The organism is Streptomyces sp. GbtcB7 (assembly GCF_019091445.1).
Taxonomy (GTDB): Bacteria; Actinomycetota; Actinomycetes; order Streptomycetales; family Streptomycetaceae; genus Streptomyces; species Streptomyces mirabilis.
The window spans coordinates 12,544-30,544 of the sequence record NZ_JAGXJM010000037.1 but is presented as its reverse complement, the minus strand read 5'-3'; the positions used below and the strand labels follow the sequence as shown (position 1 = coordinate 30,544).

The following is an 18,001-nucleotide window of genomic DNA, read 5'->3' as shown; positions in this document are numbered from 1 at the left end:
CCGAAGAACCATGAACCGTAGGACTCTGCTCGGCGGCCTCTTCGCCGCGGCCTCCGTCCCCGCCCTGGCCGCCTGCAGCAGCGGCATCACCTCGCTGGACAGTTCCGGCGGCGGCAGCGGTGGCGGCTCCGGATCGAGCGCCGGCGGCCTGACCATCGGCACCGCCAACTTCACCGAGAACCAGATCCTCGGCTACCTGTACGCGGGTGTCCTGGGCGCCGCGGGCATCAAGACGAAGGTCCGCCCCAACCTCGGCTCACGCGAGATCGTCGTGCCCGCGCTGGAGGGCGGCGACATCGACCTTCTCCCCGAATACCAGGGCAGCCTGCTCCTGTACCTGGACGACAAGGCCACGGACACCGAGGCCGGGGCGATGCAGAACACGCTGACGACGGTGCTTCCCAGCGGCCTCGAGGTCCTCCCCTACGCGGCGGCCGAGGACCGCGACAGCTTCGCCGTCACCAAGGAGACGGCGGCCAAGTACGGTCTGACCTCCCTCGCCGACCTGCGCAAGGCCAACGGCAAACTGGTCCTGGGCGCCGCAGCCGAGATGAAGAAGCGGGTCGTCGGTGTCGTGGGCCTCAAGGACCGCTACGGGGTGGAGTTCAAGGAGTTCAAGTCCCTCGACTCCTCGGGCCCGTTGGTCAAGGGCGCGCTGAAGAAGGGTGACATCGACGTCGCCAACGTCTTCACCACGGACGTGGACGTCATCGAGAACGGCTGGGTCGTCCTCACCGACCCCCTCAACCTGATCCCCTCCCAGCACATCGTCCCCCTCATCGCCTCCCGCAAGGCCGACGCGAAGGTCCGCAAGGCCCTGGCCAGCCTCGGCAACGTCCTCACCTCCGAGGAACTGACCAAGCTCAACCGCCTGGTGGACAAGGAGAAGAAGGACCCGGACGCGGTCGCCAACAGCTGGCTGAAGACCAAGAAGCTGGCGTGATCCCCTCCCCTGGGGCTCCGACCCAGACCCCGTGGGTGCTTCTTCGGCTGCGGGCGGGAGGGGGCTGGTCGCGCAGTTCCCCGCGCCCCTGAAAGCTCTCAGCCCGTCCGGCGTTTGAGGACGAGGCCGTTCAGGCCGATGGGGGTCTGGGGGCGGAGCCCCCAGGAACGGGATGGGACGGGTAGGGGCGGCGGGGGCGAGGAACCTGGGGGGCTATACCCGGACCGCTGAGCCCCGTTCACTCATCCTCGGCGCGCAGAGGATCCGCTTCTTCCGCACCCGTTTCCCCTCGATCGCCGCGACCGTCAAGCGTGCCGCCTCCGCGGCGATCTCCGGAAGACCCCAGTCCACCGTGGTCAGCGGCGGGGTGAGGACCCGGGACACGGGATGGTCGTCGAAGCCGACCACCGAGACGTCCCGGCCGACGGACAGCGAGGCCTCGGCGGCGGCGGCGTACACCCCGTACGCCAGCGAGTCGGAGAAGCAGAAGACGGCGGTCGCGGGCCGGGGCCCGTCCAGAAGACGTCGGGCGACGACCGTGGCCTCGCCCAACTCCTGCGGACACGGAACCAGTTCGGCACGCAACCCGAGCCGTTCGGCGGCCTCGCGGACGTACACGTCGGCGGGCCGGTCGGGCGTGCTCGGCCGGGTCGGGGTCAGCACGGTCACCCGGCGGTGGCCGAGCCCGTACAGATATTCCAGGACGGAGTCGATGCCGGCCCGGTTGTCGAAGATGACCTGCCCGGCGGTACGGGCCGCGCTGAGCGAGTCCCCGACGGCCACCACCGGCAACGCGTCGGCGATCGCCGCCCACTCCTCGGCCGAGGGATTCACCGGCGACACCAGCAACGCGTCGACACGCTGGTCGCGCAGCTGCTTGGCGAGCTTCAGCTCACGGTCGGGGTCACCGCCCGCGTCGAGGATCAGCGCGTAGCGGTCGCCGGCCAGCAGTTCCCGGCCGATGGCGGCCATCAGCTGCTGCTGCCAGAGATCCTGAAGATCGCCCGCGAGGACACCGACCATGCTGGTGCGCCCGCTGGCGAGGGCGCGGGCGATGGGGTCGGCCTCGTAGCCGAGCTCGGCGGCGGCCTTGCGCACCCGTTCCTCGGTCTCCTTCGAGACCTGCTTGCCACGCAGGGCGTAGGAGACGGCGGCGGTGGAGAGACCCGTGGCCTCGGCCACCTCCCGGAGGGTGGTGCGCTTATTGGGCCTGGCCATGCCGGGAAGCCTACCGGGACACGTCCACATCGTGGGCATGCGGCGCCCTCCACCCAGGGGTGCATGGTTGACAGAAAGGCTTGTTAACCGCTTAAGTTAACCGCATAAGTGAAGCGGTTAACCACGTTCAGACCAGTCAGCCCACCCCACCCCTCCCCGAAGACCGAGGACCCGAGGACCGCCGCGTGCCCACCGACGTCCACCAGCACATCTGGCCGCCCGCCTTCGTCGAGCTGCTGCGCGCCCGCACCGCACCGCCGTACCTCGACGGCTGGACCCTGCACCTGGCGGGCGAGCCGCCGTACGAGGTCGACCCGGCCGACCACGACGTCACGGCCCGCACCGCACTCGCCCACGCCGACGGCCTGGACCTGGCCCTGGTCTCCCTCTCCAGCCCGCTCGGCATCGAACACCTGCCGCCCGCCGAGGCCGCCCCGCTGCTCGCCGCCTTCCACGACGGCGCCCTCGCGCTCCCGGCCCCCTTCGGCGTCTGGGCCTCGCCCTGCCTGTCGGCACCGGAAACGGCCCCGGACGCGGTCGAGCGCGAACTCCGCCGGGGCTGCGCAGGCCTCCAGCTCCCCGCCACCGCCCTGCTGGACGCGGCCGGCTGGGACTTCTGCGCACCCCTCCTCGACGTCCTCACCCGCCACGACAAGCCGCTGTTCGTCCACCCCGGCACGGCCCCGCCCACCCCCGGCACCCCGCCCTGGTGGCCCGCGCTGGTCCCGTACGTCCACCAGATGCACGCGTCCTGGTTCGCCTTCCGCGCCTTCGGCCGCGCCCGTCACCCCCGTCTGCGCGTCTGTTTCGCCGCCCTCGCGGGACTCGCCCCGCTGCACGGCGAACGGTTCGCGGCGCGCGGCGGCGGGCGCGGCGAGGTCGACTTCGACGCCTTCTACGAGACCTCGTCGTACGGGACGCGAGCCGTGGACGGGCTCGTGCGGGCCGTCGGCATCGACGTGGTCGTCAGCGGCAGCGACCGCCCCTACGCCTCGCCCACCGTCCCCGACCTCGGCGCGGCCGCCGCCGTCCACGCCCTGCGCACCGTCAACCCCGCCCGCCTCCTGAAGGGAGCCACCCCATGACGTACGAGGCCCTGCCGGACCGCACGCTCGACAAGCGCGAGCTCCAGGCCCTCGTCGACGACCTCGCCACCCGCCCCGAACTCTGGCGCGAGCAGGTCGCGTTCTCCGACGAGGAGCGGCACTACGCGTCGCTGTACCGCGACGAGTACGTCGATGTCTGGCTGCTGTGCTGGACCCGGCGCAACGACACCGGTTGGCACGACCACGACATCTCCTCCGGCGCGGTCGGTGTCGTGCAGGGCTCGCTGACCGAGTCCAACCCGCGCATCGGCGGCAGCCATCTGTCCGTCACCGTCGGCGCGGGCGAGTCCTTCTGCTTCGGCCCCGAGCACATCCACCGTCTCACCGGCGCCACCGACGACGCGGTGTCGATCCACGCGTACTCGCCGCCGCTGTGGCGCCTGGGCCAGTACGACATCACCGAGGACGGCCTGATGCGCCGGATCTCCGTCTCGTACGCGGACGAGCTGCGGCCCCTGGACCTTCCCGTGGACAGCTCCGCCGCCTGATCAAGGGGCGGTATCGCGGCAGCGATGATCCGACGACGATTCAACCAAGGATCATTAAATCGACACTCAGGGTGAGTGGGCGTGTGCGTACGGTGATCGAGCGCTACAAGCACAACTCCCGAGGGAGCGTCATGCCCCCGAACCGCAGGGCCTTTCTGGCGGCGACCACCGCCTCCGTACTCACCACCACCGCGTCGACTCCGGCCGTCGCCGCACCCCGCTCCCGGCCGGCGACCGCCCGCGCGGCGCTCGACGAACTCCTCGCGGGCAACCGGCGGTACGCCGCCGGGCAACCCCGTCATCCGCACGAGGAGCGCGCCCGGCGGCATGTCCTCGCCGCCGGGCAGCACCCGTTCGCGGTCGTCGTCGGCTGCATCGACTCCCGCGTCCCGCCCGAGCTGGTCTTCGACCAGGGGATCGGGGACCTGCTCTGCATAAGGACCGCCGGGCAGGTGCTCGACGAGGCGGTCCTCGCATCCGTCCAGTACGGGGTGGAGGAGCTGGGCGTTCCCCTCGTGCTGGTGCTGGGGCACGAGCGCTGCGGGGCCGTCGCGGCGACGCTCGAACACCTCCGTACGGGGGCACCCGTGCCCGGCCACCTCGCCCTTCTGGTGGACGAGATCACGCCCGCGGCGCTCCGCACCCGGGCGGTGCCCGGGGACTGGGCCGACCACACCGTGCGGGCGCACGCGGCCTGGGTCCGGGACGCGATTCGGGCAGACCCGGCCTTCACCGCGGCGCATGTGGTCGCCGCACGGTTCGACCTCGACTCAGGCCTGGTCACCCTCCTCCCCTAGGGCCTGTCCGGCGGATGTCGGGCCTCACGGGGGTGCAGCCCAGCCCCAACAGGGGGGCTATCCCCAGTGCCACGGGGGCCATCGCTCTCTAACGTGAACAGCATGACCGGTAGGGAAGCGGGCGGCGACGCCGAACTGAAGAAGGAACTCGACGCCACCCTGCACGCACGCAGGGAATTGGGCGAGGAGTACGAGTCCGCGCTCGTCGACTCGTTCCTGGAGAAGGTCGAACAGCGCCTCGACGGCGCGGTGGACCGCCGGGTACGGCGGCAGCTGGCCGAGCAGCAGATGGTGGTGGCCCGCGGTACGCGCTCGCCGCAGGGGACCACCGACTCGTGGGGGGAGCGCTTCGGTTTCGGGATCGTGTCGCTGGTCCTGGCGGTCCCACTGTCCGCGATCGGCGGCGGCGTGGCGCATCTGCCCGGCCTGCTGGTCGCCTGGGCCGGCATCGTGGGCGTCAACGTGGTCCAGGCCGCGCGCGTCACCCCGAACTTCTTCGGCCGCCGCAGGGGCAAGGACTCCGACTGGGAGGACTAGGCGAGCGAGGAGCGTCGGTACATCGCGACGTGCACACGGGAAGGGCCCGGCACCTGACTGGTGCCGGGCCCTCACGTATTGCGCGGGGACCGCCGCACCCCCGTTACCGGGGGGCGGGACGACGGCGGTCCCCGCGAGGGACGCGTGCCGGGTCAGGGCCGGGCTTGCGCGTCCGTGGCGTCCATGGAGGTCCGGGAGCCGCTCCGGAGGTCCTTGGCGCCGTTTTGGCGTCGGCCGGGGCGGGGAGCCGCTCCCGCCCTGCCGACACCCACTAATGTGCCGGACCCGTGTTAAGCGGGTGCTGCGCGGACGTGACGCGCTCGTACCACTTCCGCGAAGTTCCCTGCCGAAAGGCAGGAAGATCCCCCTCAGGAGGGGAACTTCGGGAAATATCCTCCTGCCACCTGCGGAAATCGCCCCGACCGGCGCCTTCTTGCCCGCGGGCCGCCCGTCGGCGCCTACTGCTTGGCGCCACCCTTGGCGAGGAAGGACAGCAGGTCCTGGCGGCTGACGACACCGGTGGGCTTGCCCTCGACGAGCACGATCGCCGCGTCGGCGCTGCCGAGTACGGACATCAGGTCGCCGACCGGTTCGCCGGAGCCGACCTGCGGCAGCGGCGCCGACATGTGCTTCTCCAGCGGGTCCTGCAACGAGGCGCGCTGGGTGAACAGGGCGTCGAGCAGCTCCCGTTCGACGACGGACCCGACGACCTCGGCGGCCATCACGTCCGGGTGACCGGCGCCCGGCTTGACGATCGGCATCTGCGAGACGCCGTACTCGCGCAGCACCTCGATGGCCTCGCCGACCGTCTCGTCCGGGTGCATGTGGACGAGGGAGGGGATGGCGCCGGACACCTTGTCGTTGAGCACGTCCGCGACGCGCGCGCTCGGGCCGGAGTCCTCCAGGAACCCGTAGTCGGCCATCCACTCGTCGTTGAAGATCTTGCTGAGGTAACCGCGCCCGCTGTCGGGGAGGAGCACGACCACGACGTCGTCGGGTCCGAGCCGCTCGGCCACCCGCAGCGCGGCGACCACGGCCATCCCGCAGGAGCCGCCGACGAGCAGCCCCTCCTCCTTCGCGAGCCGCCGCGTCATCTGGAAGGAGTCCTTGTCGGACACGGCCACGATCTCGTCCGCGACCGTACGGTCGTACGCCGTCGGCCAGAAGTCCTCACCGACGCCCTCGACGAGGTACGGCCGCCCGGACCCGCCGGAGTACACGGACCCCTCCGGGTCGGCGCCGACGACCTTGACCTTGCCGTCGCTCGCGTCCTTCAGATAGCGCCCGGTCCCGGAGATCGTGCCGCCGGTGCCGACGCCCGCCACGAAATGGGTGATCCTCCCCTCCGTCTGCTCCCACAGCTCGGGGCCGGTGGAGTGATAGTGCGAGAGGGGGTTGTTCGGGTTGGAGTACTGGTCCGGCTTCCAGGCGCCGGGCGTCTCACGGACCAGCCGGTCGGAGACGTTGTAGTACGAGTCCGGGTGCTCCGGGTCGACGGCCGTGGGGCAGACGACGACCTCGGCGCCGTACGCCCGCAGCACGTTGATCTTGTCGGTGCTCACCTTGTCGGGGCAGACGAAGATGCACTTGTAGCCCTTCTGCTGGGCCACGATGGCCAGCCCGACCCCGGTGTTTCCGCTGGTCGGCTCGACGATCGTGCCGCCGGGCTTGAGGGCGCCGCTCTCCTCCGCGGCCTCGATCATGCGCAGGGCGATGCGGTCCTTCACGGACCCGCCGGGGTTGAAGTACTCAACCTTCGCCAGGACGGTCGCCTGGATACCTGCGGTCACGTTGTTGAGCCTCACCAGCGGGGTGTTGCCGACGAGGCTGATCATCGAGTCGTGGAATTGCACCGTTGTCTCCGGAGCTGCGTTTTAACAGGAATGGTCCCGTCAGCCTAAGGCCCCGGGTGACGGTTCACTCGCCGTTGAGATTGGCCGACCTGCTCCACGGGGCAAGCAGTGTTTGTACGGCTACGAGGAGGTGGCGGCGACGTATGTCGAGCTTGTCGAGGGCGAGGGTGGCACGGCGGATCGCGGCGGGCGCGGCGTACGGCGGCGGCGGGATCGGGCTGGTGGGTGCCGCGGCGGTCGGGGTGGTGCTGGCCGAGGTGCAGCTGGCGAAGCGCCATGTGGGCAACGGGCACGCGCACGCGCCCCGCGCGGACGGTCTCTACGGGTACGCGTACGCCGTGCAGGACGGGCCGCCGCTGCGGCTGACCATGCTGGGTGACTCGACGGCGGCCGGGCAGGGCGTGCACCGGGCCCGCCAGACGCCCGGCGCGCTGCTGGCGTCCGGGCTCGCGGCGGTCGCCGAACGCCCCGTGGAGATGTGCAACGTCGCACTGCCCGGCGCCCAGTCCGACGACCTCGACCGGCAGGTCGCGGTCGCCCTCGCGGACACCTCGCGGGTGCCGGACGTCTGCGTGATCATGATCGGCGCCAACGATGTCACCCACCGGATGCCGCCGACGCGGTCGGTCCGCCATCTGTCGGCCGCGGTGCGACGGCTGCGTACGGCGGGGGCGGAGGTGGTCGTCGGGACCTGCCCCGACCTGGGCACGGTCGAGCAGGTCCAGCAGCCGCTGCGCTGGCTGGCCCGCCGCGCCTCGCGCCAGCTCGCCGCCGCGCAGACCATCGGCACGGTCGAGCAGGGCGGCCGTACCGTCTCGCTGGGCGACCTGCTGGGACCCGAGTTCGAGGCGAATCCGCGCGAGCTGTTCGGCCCCGACAACTACCACCCCTCGGCGGAGGGGTACGCGACGGCGGCGATGGCCGTCCTTCCCACCGTCTGCGCGGCGCTGGGCCTCTGGCCGGCCGAGGAGGAACGCCCGGACGTCTCCCGTCGCGAGGGCTTCCTGCCGGTCGCGCGGGCCGCGGCGGAGGCGGCGTCCGAGCCGGGCACGGAGGTCACGGCCGCCATGCCCACGGGGCCGCGGGGCCCGTGGGCCCTCCTCAAGCGCCGCCGGCGCCGGCGCGTCCCCGCCACGGACCCGGCTCCCGCGCCGACGCCGTCCGCGTGAGACGGCGGACGCGTGGAGACGCCGGGCGCCGAGGGTGTGTCCTGCCGCTGCGGGTGCGCGGGGGCTGGTCGCGCGGTTCCCCGCGCCCCCAGGGCGGGGCGTCGCCCCGATTCCCCGCCCGCCCGCCCGACACTCTTCGACTGCCGGCCGGTGGGGGCTTGGCGCGCAGTTCCCCGCGCCCCTGAGACGGGGCTGCGCCCCGGGTTCTCGCGCGCCTGAACGTCTCGAGCAGCCAGAGCGAGGAAAGCAAGCGCTTAGAAATGCGGTCCTAGTCACACCGTCGGAGCGGTGACCCGGGCGGTACGGGCGGGTAACTTCCCAAGCAGCCCTGCCCGTCCACCCCATAGCGCCCATGGAGCCGTGATGCCCGAAGCCGTGATCGTCTCGACCGCCCGTTCCCCCATCGGCCGCGCATTCAAGGGCTCCCTCAAGGATCTCCGCCCGGACGACCTCACCGCCACGATCATTCAGGCCGCCCTCGCCAAGGTCCCCGAGCTGGACCCCAAGGACATCGACGACCTGATGCTCGGCTGCGGCCTGCCCGGCGGCGAGCAGGGCAACAACCTCGGCCGCATCGTCGCCGTGCAGATGGGCATGGACCACCTCCCGGGCTGCACCATCACCCGTTACTGTTCCTCGTCGCTCCAGACGAGCCGCATGGCCCTGCACGCCATCAAGGCCGGCGAGGGCGACGTCTTCATCTCGGCCGGCGTCGAGCTGGTCTCCCGCTTCACCAAGGGCAACTCCGACTCCCTCCCCGACACGCGCAACCCCTTCTTCGCGGAGGCCGAGGCCCGCACCGAGGCCGTGGCCCAGTCCGAGGGCTCGACCTGGCACGACCCGCGCGAGGACGGCCTCGTCCCGGACGCCTACATCGCGATGGGCCAGACCGCCGAGAACCTCGCCCGCATCAAGGGCGTCACCCGCCAGGACATGGACGAGTTCGGCGTCCGCTCCCAGAACCTCGCCGAGGAAGCCATCAAGAACGGCTTCTGGGAGCGCGAGATCACCCCGGTCACCACCCCCGACGGCACGGTCGTCAGCAAGGACGACGGCCCGCGCGCGGGCGTGACGCTGGAGGGCGTCCAGGGCCTCAAGCCCGTCTTCCGCCCCGACGGCATGGTCACGGCCGCCAACTGCTGCCCCCTCAACGACGGCGCCGCCGCTCTCGTGATCATGTCCGACACGAAGGCCCGCGAGCTCGGCCTCACCCCGCTCGCCCGCATCGTGTCGACCGGCGTCACCGGCCTCTCCCCCGAGATCATGGGCCTCGGCCCGGTGGAGGCCAGCAAGCAGGCCCTCCAGCGCGCTGGCCTGACCGTCGACGACATCGACCTCTTCGAGATCAACGAGGCCTTCGCCGCCCAGGTGATCCCCTCCTACCGCGACCTGAACATCCCGCTGGAGAAGCTGAACGTGAACGGCGGCGCCATCGCCGTCGGCCACCCCTTCGGCATGACCGGCGCCCGCATCACCGGCACGCTCATCAACTCCCTCCAGTTCCACGACAAGCAGTTCGGCCTGGAGACGATGTGCGTGGGCGGCGGCCAGGGCATGGCGATGGTCATCGAGCGCCTCAGCTAGTTCCGTTCGGGTAACCGCCACTGAGCCCAGCGTGACCGAATCGGCCCAGAGCCCAGTAACCACCGGGACTCTGGGCCGATTTGTGATCCAATCCCCCCCAAGATGTGACCTATCTCCCCTCGGGGAGGGATTTACGCAGGTCAGAGCCGCTGCGCGACTAAACCCCAGGGCCAAAGTCCTGTCCTATTCGTGACGTTACGCACTGACAGCAGGATGGTCCGCCCTTCAAGCTGATGTAGGAAGTCGGGGGGTCGACTTTGAACCGGGAGTACGTCAGTGAGCGCCATGCCAATTGCTCTGCTGCTCACCACCGCCGCGACCGCGGCCGTGGGCGTCGCCGTTCTGCGCACCCTGCAGGGTCTGCGCCGGCAGGTCGCGGCCCTCCACAAGGAGCTGGCCGAGAGCCGCGCCACGACCATCCCGCACGGCCTCGTACCGGCGGCGCGCTCGGCCGCGGACACGGACGAGATACGCGCTGCCGTCGCCGAGGCGCTCGCCGAGGAGCGGGAGCGGGAACTCGCCGAGGCACGGGCGTTCTGGGCCGCCCAGGAGGCGCGTGACGCCTCGGACGCGCCCTCGCTGCTCGGTCTGCCCGACAGCGAACTGTTCATGCCCCGCGAGTCGGACTTCTTGAGCCTGGAGCCCCTGGAGCCGGTCACCGAGGCGGGCCTCGACGTCGACGAGTACGCGGGTGACTCGCCCGAACTGGCCGCGGCCCGCCGCCGCCACCCCTCGCACCCGGACTTCGTCCCGGTCCAGTCACCCGTCGTGAACGACCACGAGCGCACGGTGTCCTGCCTGGAGGAGCTCGCCGAGTCCCGCACGGAGCTGGCGGACGTCCGCCCCGGCCCGCTCGGCACCCTCGACGTCTACGTCTTCGCCGACGGTACGACCCTGTGCATGACCCCCGGCCACCGCGAAACCGCGGAACGGCTGGCCGCGGCCCTGCGCGCCGGTGAAACCCCGTTCCTCCTCGGCGGCTCCGGCGTCTCCGGCGCCTACGCCCTGACCTTCGCCTGCGGCGAGGAGAGCATCTACATCCTGGCGGACAGGGTCATAGCGTCCCTGTAGGTCTGTAGGTCCCTGTAGGTCCCTGTACCGGCGTCACACCCCGGCTCTCTTCTGCGCCTCCTCCACCAACATCAACGCCTCCGCGAGCTCCCCCTCGTCCCTCAGGACGACCGCCAAATCATGCGCCGCGACGGTGATTTGATCGGCGACGGCGAACATCCCCGCGTCCGGCATCTCCAAGGGCTCAGTCGCGGGGTCCTCCACACGCTGCGCCCACCGTGCCAACTCCCTGGCCAGCCCCAGCGCCTCCGCGGCGGCCCCCCGTTGCAGCCGGCTCTGCGGAGCGGCCCGCAACCGGTCGGCGAAGTGGTCCACGGCTCGGGTCAGCGGCGTCGTATCAAGCACGCCGCGAGACTACGCGCCGCGACGGGACTGTTGCCAACAACCGAACCCTCAGGCACCGTGGCGTGAAGGACCGGCTTACACCCCATTGCGTCCGGAGGCGCCGATGTCCCAAGTGTTCTCCCAGGAGACCCATCGCAATCTGCTCGCCCGCATTCCCCACTGCACCGGTCGTGAAGTATCCGACTGGCTGCGCACCGTCGACGAAGGCCCCGCTCTCTTCCGCTTCGAAGAGAAGGTCAGCTGGCTCCGCGCCGAGCACAACCTCGCGTACGGCCACGCCAAGGCGATCATTCATGAGTACGACTTGAGGAGGGCCGCGCGCAAGCTGCTCTGAGCGCGCACCACCACCAGGACCAGGCATCCCCATGGCAAAGGGCCCGCGAACCATCGGTTCGCGGGCCCTTCAGGTCGGTCACCGGCCCGTTCGGCCGGCGGGGTCGGCTAGTCGTCGCCGCTGAAGATGGCGACCAGCCGCAGCATCTCGACGTAGATCCACACGAGGGTCATGGTCAGGCCGAACGCGGCCAGCCAGGCCTCCTCCTTCGGCGCCCCGTACGCGATGCCGTCCTCGATCTGCTTGAAGTCGAGGGTCAGGAAGAACGCGCCGATCAGGATCGCCAGGATGCCGACGATCGCGCCCAGCGGGCCCATGCTGCGCAGTCCGCCGTCGTTGGCGACGCCGAAGACGACGAGCAACAGATTGACCGCCGTGACGACCACGAAGGCGATCGCGATGGTCATACCGATGCGCGCGTACCGCGCGGTCACCCGGACCCAGCCCGCCTTGTAGACGAGGAGGGTCGCTCCGGACACCGCCATGGTGCCGAGCACGGCCTGGAAGGGCGCGCCGCTCCACCGGCTGTTGTACATCTCGCTGATGACCCCGAGGAAGACGCCCTCGAAGGCGGCGTAACCGAGGATCAGCGCGGGCGAGGCCGTGCGCTTGAAGGACTGCACCATCGCGAGGACGAACGCGACGAGCGCGGCGCCGATGGCGAGGCCGTAGCTGGTGCTGGACACCGGAAGCAGCGCCCAGGCGAGGATCGCGCCCACGGTGACGGTGCCGAGCGTCATGGCCGAGCGCATGACGACGTCGTCCATCGTCATCCGGCCGGTGGAGACCGGGGCCTGCGGCGGTGCGCCCTGCTGCAGGTCCTGCTGGGCGTAAGGGTTCTGCGCGTAGGGGTTGCCACCCTGCGCGTACGGATTGGCCTGCGTGCCGACAGCGGGTCCCCCGGCCTGCGGCGCCGCGTTGAATCCCGCGTAGCCGTTGTCGCGGCTGAACCCCCGTCGCGAGAAGACCGGGTTGCTGCTCCTCATTTCACTCCTCCATGGCCACCGTGTGGGGCCTTGGCTCAAGGGTAATGGGTAGGCAAAGGATTGGCCCTACTGCCTGGGGAGGATCTTTCCCTCACGCTGCCAAGGTACGCGTGTGTTTCCCGGCCCGCGCGCACTGGTACCAAGCCGTGACAGGCCCCTTACGCCCTGCCCGGCGGGGTCTCGGGACTCTGCGGCGATCAGTCCAGAGGAAACCCGGTGTAACCCTCCGCCAGGTCCGTCTCGGCCGCCCGCGAGGTGGCGATCCGGCGCAGCCGGGCCAACTGGACGCGGTCCTCGAAGGGGGTCGCGTCCGGGGCGCGGTGCAGCAGGGTGGTCATGTCGTACGAGAACCGCTCGGCCTGCCAGACGCGGCGCAGACAGGTCTCGGAGTACGCGTCGAGACGTTCCGCCGATCCGGTCTCCTCCAGGTGGACCAATGCGCGGGCGAACGTCACCACGTCGCCGACGGCGAGGTTCAGTCCCTTGGCGCCGGTCGGCGGAACGATGTGGGCGGCGTCCCCGGCGAGGAAGAGCCGCCCGTGCCGCATGGGCTCGTGAACATGACTGCGCATCGGGGTGACGGACTTGGAGGTGATGGTCCCGCGCTCCAGACTCCACCCGTCCGCGGTCTCGAAGCGCCGCTCCAGCTCGTCCCAGATCTCCTCGTCCGCCCACGAACCGGCGTCCGTGCCCTCGGGCACCTGGAGGTAGAGCCGGGAGACGGCGGGCGAGCGCATGCTGAGCAGGGCGAAGCCGCGGTCGTGGCGGGCGTAGACCAGTTCGTCGTGGGAGGGCGGCACGTCGGCGAGGATCCCGAGCCAGCCGAAGGGGTACGTCCGTTCGAATACACGGGAGTGCTCGGCGGGTATCGCCCGCCGGGCCACCCCCCAGAACCCGTCGCAGCCGACGACGTAATCGCACTCCAGCACGTCCTCGCGCCCCTCATGCCGGAAGCGGACCCGCGGCCGCTCGCTCTCCGCCCCCTCCACCGCCAGCGCCTCGGCCCCGAAGAGCAGCGGGCCGCCCTCCTTGAGCTGGAGCGCGATGAGGTCCTTGCAGACCTCCGTCTGGGCGTACACCATCACGGAACTGCCGCCGGTCAGGGCGGGGAAGTCGACCCGGTGCCGCTCCCGCGCGAACCGCAGCTCGATCCCGTCGTGCCGCAGCCCCTCCCGGTCCATCCGCCCGCCGGCCCCGGCGGCCCGCAGCACGTCCACCGTCCCCTGCTCCAGGATCCCGGCGCGCTGGCGCTGCTCGACGTACGCCCGGTCGCGGCTCTCCAGCACGACGGAGTCGATCCCCGCGTTGTGCAGCAACCGCGCCAGCAGCAGGCCGGCCGGCCCGGCTCCGATGATTCCGACGGTGGTACGCATCCGGCACGCCCCTTCGCGTTCCGCTCAGCCCGCAGTCCGGCCTGTTCGCCTGACGGCTTGTTCGTCTGGTGAAAATTACTTCACCATTTACTGACGGGAGTCTGCGACGGCACGCGCTTGCTGTCAACGGTTCACGATGAAGTCACCGAAGACGCCCCTGAGGGACGCAAAAGGACAGAAGGGTCGGAGGTGCCCGGAACCGGACTTGAACCGGTACGCCCGCGAGGGGCAGCGAGGTTTAAGCTCGCCGTGTCTGCATTCCACCATCCGGGCAGGCCATGGGCTCCGCATTGAGGTTCCGAGCCTATCGGGGCGCATCCCTCGAACAGTGGGCGAGCGAACCGATGTTGTCTTATTTTATTGACGTCTGAGGGTGCATCAGCCCCCGGTACGGGCCATCCGCACTTGCCAATAGCCTTTCGGGCGGCTCAGACCCGCGTATACGGAATGACGGAATTTCACCGTCCGAACGGACGCACCCACAGGAGTCGTACCCGGACGGCGCTCGGGAAGCACTCAGGGAGCACTCAGGGCGCGCCCTCATCCCCAGGTATGACAAGACCGTCCGCGGTCCGACCCGAGGCTGCCCCCGGAACCGGAACAGCGGCTGACTCCAAGGCGCCGAACGGCCGCGAGGATGGGACACGTCCCCAGAAACGTCGTCGTCCCGACAGGAGCACCCTCCCGTGACCAGCACGCCCCTCGCCGACCGGGCCACCACCGTGGCCGCCCGCGCCACGGAACTGTCGAAGGTCTACGGACAGGGCGAGACCCAGGTGGTCGCCCTCGACCGGGTCTCCGTCGACTTCCGGCAGGCCGAGTTCACCGCGATCATGGGCCCCTCGGGGTCCGGCAAGTCCACGCTGATGCACTGCGTGGCGGGCCTCGACACGTTCTCCTCCGGCTCCGTGCGCATCGGGGAGACCGAGCTCGGCTCCCTCAAGGACAAGCAGCTCACCAAGCTCCGCCGGGACAAGATCGGCTTCATCTTCCAGGCGTTCAACCTGCTGCCGACGCTGACGGCCCTGGAGAACATCACCCTCCCGATGGACATCGCGGGCCGCAAGCCCGACCGCGAGTGGCTGGACAAGGTCATCACGATGATCGGTCTCTCCGACCGCCTCAGCCACCGGCCCTCCCAGCTCTCCGGCGGCCAGCAGCAGCGCGTCGCCGTCGCCCGCGCGCTCGCCTCCCGGCCCGACATCATCTTCGGCGACGAGCCCACCGGAAACCTCGACTCGCGCGCGGGTGCCGAGGTGTTGGGCTTCCTGCGCAACTCCGTACGGGAGTTGGGGCAGACCGTGGTGATGGTGACCCACGACCCGGTGGCGGCGGCGTACGCGGACCGGGTGGTCTTCCTCGCGGACGGACGGATCGTGGACGAGGTGTACGGACCGACGGCGGACTCCGTCCTGGACCGCATGAAGCAGTTCGACGCCAAGGGCCGCACCAGCTGACCGAGAAAGATGCGCGCCGACGCTCTCAACGGGCGCGGGGAACTGCGCGACCAGCGCCCACCGGCCCGCAGCCGACGGACTCACCGCAGACACAGCCACACCCTCCGCCTGCCGACCGCCTCACCCTCCTGGACTGAGAAACCCCATGTTCCGAACCGCCTTGCGCAACGTGCTCGCGCACAAGGCCAGGCTCCTGATGACCGTGCTCGCCGTAATGCTCGGCGTGGCGTTCGTATCGGGCACCCTGGTCTTCACCAACACCATCTCCGACGCCTACCAGAAGAGCTCCGCCAAGGGCTTCGACCAGGTCGACGTCGCCATCCAGCCCAAGAGCCAGGACGACAAGGGCGACAAGGTCGGCAAGGAGCAGAAGCTCACGCAGGCACTGCTCGAGAAGGCCTCCAGGGCCCCCGGCGCCGGCACCACGATGGGCGTCGTGACCGGCTTCACCGCGATAGCCGACAAGGACGGCAAACTCGTCGGCAGCGGCTTCCAGTCGCAGGGCGGCAACTACTGGGGCACCAAGGACGCCCGCTACCCGCTGACCAGCGGCCACGCGCCCAAGGGCAAGAACGAGGTCGCGATCGACTCGGAGACCGCGAGGCGCGCGGGCTACAAGGTCGGCGACACCGTGCGGCTGTCCGTCGACGGCCCCGTCCTCGCCCCCACCGTCGCCGGCGTCTTCACCACCGACGACGGCAACGTCGCGGCCGGCGGCAGCCTCGCCCTCTTCGACACGGCGACCGCGCAGCAACTCTTCCACCGCGTCGGCGAGTACGACGAGATCGATGTGAAGGCCGCGTCCGGCACCAGCCAGACCGCCCTGCGCGCCGCCCTCGACCAGGTCATCCCGAAGGGCGTCGCCTCCACCACCACCGGCAAGCAGCTCGCCGACGACCAGGCGAGCGCGATCGCCTCCGCGATGAGCGGCATGAAGACGGGCCTGCTGGTCTTCGCGGGCATCGCGCTGTTCGTCGGTACGTTCATCATCGCCAACACCTTCACCATGCTGGTCGCCCAGCGCACCAAGGAACTCGCCCTGCTGCGCGCCGTCGGCGCCTCCCGCCGCCAGGTCACCCGCTCCGTGCTCGTCGAGGCCTTCGTCGTCGGCGCGGTCGCCGCGGTGGCGGGTCTGCTCGCGGGCATCGGCATCGGCGCGGGCATGCGCTCGCTGATGGGCTCGCTCGGCGCCACCGTCCCGGACGGCCCGCTGGTGATCTCGCCCGGCACGATCGCCACGGCCCTGCTCGTCGGCATCCTGATCACCATGCTGGCCGCCTGGCTGCCCGGCCGTCGTGCCGCGAAGATCCCGCCGGTCGCCGCGATGAGCAGCGTGCACGCGCAGGCGACGACGAAGTCCCTGGTCGTACGCAACACGATCGGCGCCCTGTTCGCCGCGGCCGGCGTCGCCGTCGTCCTGTACGCGACGACCATGAGCGGCTCGGACGGCCAGGCCCCGATGGGTCTCGGCGCGGTCCTCCTCATCATCGGCGTCTTCGTGCTGACCCCGCTGCTCTCCCGCCCCCTGATCGCGGCCGCGGCCCCGGTGCTCCGTGTCTTCGGGGTCTCCGGCAAGCTGGCCCGCCAGAACTCGGTGCGCAACCCGCGCCGTACGGCCGCCACCGCCTCCGCCCTGATGATCGGACTCACCCTGATCACCGGTATGACGGTGATGGCGGGCAGCCTGCAGAAGTCGATCGACAAGATGGCCAGCTCCGCGATCAAGGCGGACTACGTCGTGTCGATGGCGAACGGCGTCCCCCTCTCCCCGGAGGTCGCGAAGACCCTCGCCGGCCTCGACGGTGTCACCGACACCAGCCCCCTGCGCACCTCCCCCTCGCGCATCGACGGCACGTCCGAGTTGCTGGCGGGCGTCAACGGCGAGTCCATCGCCAAGCTCACCGACCTCACGCTCGACGAGGGCGCCTTCAAGGTCGGCGGCACCCAGGTCGTCGTGGACGACGACACCGCCAAGTCGCACGGATGGAAGGCCGGTTCGCAGCTCGCGGTCTCCTACGAGGACGGCAAGAAGCAGCGCCTCACCGTCGCCGGGATCTACCACGGCAACATGATGATCAACGGCATCATGGTCGACAACGCGACGCTCTCCCCGCACCTGACGGACGTCGCCGACATGCAGGTCATGCTGAAGACGGCCGGCGGCACGTCCGACGCGACCAAGAACAAGCTGGAGAAGGCCCTCGGCAACAACCCGGCCGTCCAGGTCCAGGACAAGAAGGACATCTCCAACAACATCGCGCAGATGTTCACCCTGCTCCTGAACATGCTCTACGGCCTGCTCGCCATGGCGGTCATCGTCGCCGTCCTCGGTGTCATCAACACCCTGGCCATGTCGGTCTTCGAGCGCTCCCAGGAGATCGGGATGCTCCGCGCGATCGGCCTCGACCGCAAGGGCATCAAGCGGATGGTCCGCCTGGAGTCCCTGGTCATCTCGCTCTTCGGCGGCGTGCTCGGCATCGGCCTGGGCGTGTTCTTCGGCTGGGCGGCCGGCGAGCTCGTCGGCAGCAGGATGTCGACGTACGAACTGGTCCTGCCCTGGGACCGGATGGCTCTCTTCCTGCTCCTCGCGGGGACGGTCGGCGTGCTGGCCGCGCTGTGGCCGGCCCGCCGGGCGTCCCGCCTGAACATGCTGTCGGCGATCAAGTCGGAGTAGCGGAGAACCGGTGACGAACATCGGGGCCCCGTTCCGGATCGGAACGGGGCCCCGGTCGTCGGCGGA

At 70.5% G+C, this 18,001-nt stretch carries 16 protein-coding genes and 1 tRNA gene; 11 read left to right on the top strand and 6 right to left on the bottom strand.

Annotation, left to right across the window (positions count from 1 at the left end; genetic code table 11):
• Window positions 1-10 precede the first annotated feature (10 nt).
• Window positions 11-943, top strand: coding sequence for an ABC transporter substrate-binding protein (locus KVT44_RS42985; protein WP_217573379.1), 933 nt, complete (start codon window positions 11-13; stop codon window positions 941-943).
• Between the two features lie 213 nt (window positions 944-1,156).
• Here the strand turns inward: KVT44_RS42985 and KVT44_RS42980 are convergent, their stop codons facing one another.
• Window positions 1,157-2,161 (bottom strand): LacI family DNA-binding transcriptional regulator, encoded by a 1,005-nt coding sequence (locus KVT44_RS42980; protein WP_217573377.1) that lies wholly within the window; start codon window positions 2,159-2,161, stop codon window positions 1,157-1,159.
• Window positions 2,162-2,346: 185 nt separating this feature from the next.
• On the opposite strand from KVT44_RS42980, the gene KVT44_RS42975 reads away from it, so the two are divergent.
• The 4 genes from KVT44_RS42975 to KVT44_RS42960 all read left to right on the top strand — a co-directional run bounded on the left by KVT44_RS42975 (window position 2,347) and on the right by KVT44_RS42960 (window position 5,089).
• Window positions 2,347-3,246 carry an amidohydrolase gene (locus KVT44_RS42975; RefSeq protein ID WP_217573375.1) on the top strand — a complete coding sequence of 300 codons (900 nt, stop codon included), beginning with the start codon at window positions 2,347-2,349 and terminating at the stop codon, window positions 3,244-3,246.
• Window positions 3,243-3,755, top strand: coding sequence for a cysteine dioxygenase family protein (locus tag KVT44_RS42970; RefSeq protein ID WP_099922283.1), 513 nt, complete (start codon window positions 3,243-3,245; stop codon window positions 3,753-3,755). Before KVT44_RS42975 ends, KVT44_RS42970 begins: the two co-directional genes overlap by 4 nt.
• A gap of 83 nt (window positions 3,756-3,838) precedes the next feature.
• Window positions 3,839-4,552 carry a carbonic anhydrase gene (locus KVT44_RS42965; RefSeq protein ID WP_308314264.1) on the top strand — a complete coding sequence of 238 codons (714 nt, stop codon included), beginning with the start codon at window positions 3,839-3,841 and terminating at the stop codon, window positions 4,550-4,552.
• Between the two features lie 102 nt (window positions 4,553-4,654).
• The gene (locus KVT44_RS42960; protein WP_217573373.1) at window positions 4,655-5,089 is read left to right on the top strand and encodes a hypothetical protein; all 435 of its coding nucleotides are present in this window, start codon (window positions 4,655-4,657) and stop codon (window positions 5,087-5,089) included.
• Between the two features lie 458 nt (window positions 5,090-5,547).
• Here the strand turns inward: KVT44_RS42960 and KVT44_RS42955 are convergent, their stop codons facing one another.
• Window positions 5,548-6,942 carry a cystathionine beta-synthase gene (locus tag KVT44_RS42955; protein WP_054237278.1) on the bottom strand — a complete coding sequence of 465 codons (1,395 nt, stop codon included), beginning with the start codon at window positions 6,940-6,942 and terminating at the stop codon, window positions 5,548-5,550.
• A 143-nt stretch (window positions 6,943-7,085) separates the two neighbouring features.
• On the opposite strand from KVT44_RS42955, the gene KVT44_RS42950 reads away from it, so the two are divergent.
• From KVT44_RS42950 to KVT44_RS42940, 3 genes are all read left to right on the top strand, one after another.
• Complete coding sequence (locus KVT44_RS42950) at window positions 7,086-8,111, top strand: SGNH/GDSL hydrolase family protein (RefSeq protein ID WP_177324017.1); 1,026 nt, start codon at window positions 7,086-7,088, stop codon at window positions 8,109-8,111.
• Window positions 8,112-8,474: 363 nt separating this feature from the next.
• Complete coding sequence (locus tag KVT44_RS42945) at window positions 8,475-9,695, top strand: acetyl-CoA C-acetyltransferase (RefSeq protein ID WP_099922281.1); 1,221 nt, start codon at window positions 8,475-8,477, stop codon at window positions 9,693-9,695.
• A 285-nt stretch (window positions 9,696-9,980) separates the two neighbouring features.
• On the top strand, window positions 9,981-10,766 hold the full coding sequence (locus KVT44_RS42940) for a hypothetical protein (protein ID WP_190171927.1): 786 nt from the start codon (window positions 9,981-9,983) through the stop codon (window positions 10,764-10,766).
• 33 nt (window positions 10,767-10,799) lie between these two features.
• Here the strand turns inward: KVT44_RS42940 and KVT44_RS42935 are convergent, their stop codons facing one another.
• Entirely contained in the window at window positions 10,800-11,111 is a 312-nt protein-coding gene (locus KVT44_RS42935) for a hypothetical protein (RefSeq protein ID WP_190171926.1), read from the bottom strand.
• Window positions 11,112-11,214: 103 nt separating this feature from the next.
• On the opposite strand from KVT44_RS42935, the gene KVT44_RS42930 reads away from it, so the two are divergent.
• Window positions 11,215-11,445, top strand: a complete 231-nt coding sequence (locus KVT44_RS42930; RefSeq protein WP_054237274.1) for a DUF4287 domain-containing protein — start codon at window positions 11,215-11,217, stop codon at window positions 11,443-11,445.
• Between the two features lie 107 nt (window positions 11,446-11,552).
• Here KVT44_RS42930 and KVT44_RS42925 read toward each other — a convergent pair whose 3' ends face one another.
• From KVT44_RS42925 to KVT44_RS42915, 3 genes are all read right to left on the bottom strand, one after another.
• Window positions 11,553-12,431 (bottom strand): Bax inhibitor-1/YccA family protein, encoded by an 879-nt coding sequence (locus tag KVT44_RS42925; RefSeq protein WP_075027323.1) that lies wholly within the window; start codon window positions 12,429-12,431, stop codon window positions 11,553-11,555.
• Window positions 12,432-12,628: 197 nt separating this feature from the next.
• On the bottom strand, window positions 12,629-13,804 hold the full coding sequence (locus tag KVT44_RS42920; RefSeq protein ID WP_217573371.1) for a 4-hydroxybenzoate 3-monooxygenase: 1,176 nt from the start codon (window positions 13,802-13,804) through the stop codon (window positions 12,629-12,631).
• Window positions 13,805-13,994: 190 nt separating this feature from the next.
• Window positions 13,995-14,077, bottom strand: a tRNA-Leu gene (locus KVT44_RS42915).
• Between the two features lie 413 nt (window positions 14,078-14,490).
• Between KVT44_RS42915 and KVT44_RS42910 the strand changes: the two genes are divergently transcribed.
• Together KVT44_RS42910 and KVT44_RS42905 are read left to right on the top strand one after the other, a co-directional pair.
• Window positions 14,491-15,261, top strand: a complete 771-nt coding sequence (locus KVT44_RS42910; protein ID WP_217573369.1) for an ABC transporter ATP-binding protein — start codon at window positions 14,491-14,493, stop codon at window positions 15,259-15,261.
• Between the two features lie 145 nt (window positions 15,262-15,406).
• Window positions 15,407-17,935 carry an ABC transporter permease gene (locus tag KVT44_RS42905; protein ID WP_217573367.1) on the top strand — a complete coding sequence of 843 codons (2,529 nt, stop codon included), beginning with the start codon at window positions 15,407-15,409 and terminating at the stop codon, window positions 17,933-17,935.
• The last annotated feature ends 66 nt before the right edge of the window (window positions 17,936-18,001 follow it).

Excerpts from the sequence above, each read along its gene's own strand:
- KVT44_RS42985 (WP_217573379.1), top strand. The coding sequence starts at position 11 with ATGAACCGTAGGACTCTGCTCGGCGGCCTCTTCGCCGCGGCCTCCGTC.
- KVT44_RS42980 (WP_217573377.1), bottom strand. The coding sequence starts at position 2,161 with ATGGCCAGGCCCAATAAGCGCACCACCCTCCGGGAGGTGGCCGAGGCC.
- KVT44_RS42970 (WP_099922283.1), top strand. The coding sequence starts at position 3,243 with ATGACGTACGAGGCCCTGCCGGACCGCACGCTCGACAAGCGCGAGCTC.
- KVT44_RS42960 (WP_217573373.1), top strand. The coding sequence starts at position 4,655 with ATGACCGGTAGGGAAGCGGGCGGCGACGCCGAACTGAAGAAGGAACTC.
- KVT44_RS42950 (WP_177324017.1), top strand. The coding sequence starts at position 7,086 with ATGTCGAGCTTGTCGAGGGCGAGGGTGGCACGGCGGATCGCGGCGGGC.
- KVT44_RS42945 (WP_099922281.1), top strand. The coding sequence starts at position 8,475 with ATGCCCGAAGCCGTGATCGTCTCGACCGCCCGTTCCCCCATCGGCCGC.
- KVT44_RS42940 (WP_190171927.1), top strand. The coding sequence starts at position 9,981 with ATGCCAATTGCTCTGCTGCTCACCACCGCCGCGACCGCGGCCGTGGGC.
- KVT44_RS42930 (WP_054237274.1), top strand. The coding sequence starts at position 11,215 with ATGTCCCAAGTGTTCTCCCAGGAGACCCATCGCAATCTGCTCGCCCGC.
- KVT44_RS42925 (WP_075027323.1), bottom strand. The coding sequence starts at position 12,431 with ATGAGGAGCAGCAACCCGGTCTTCTCGCGACGGGGGTTCAGCCGCGAC.
- KVT44_RS42920 (WP_217573371.1), bottom strand. The coding sequence starts at position 13,804 with ATGCGTACCACCGTCGGAATCATCGGAGCCGGGCCGGCCGGCCTGCTG.
- KVT44_RS42905 (WP_217573367.1), top strand. The coding sequence starts at position 15,407 with ATGTTCCGAACCGCCTTGCGCAACGTGCTCGCGCACAAGGCCAGGCTC.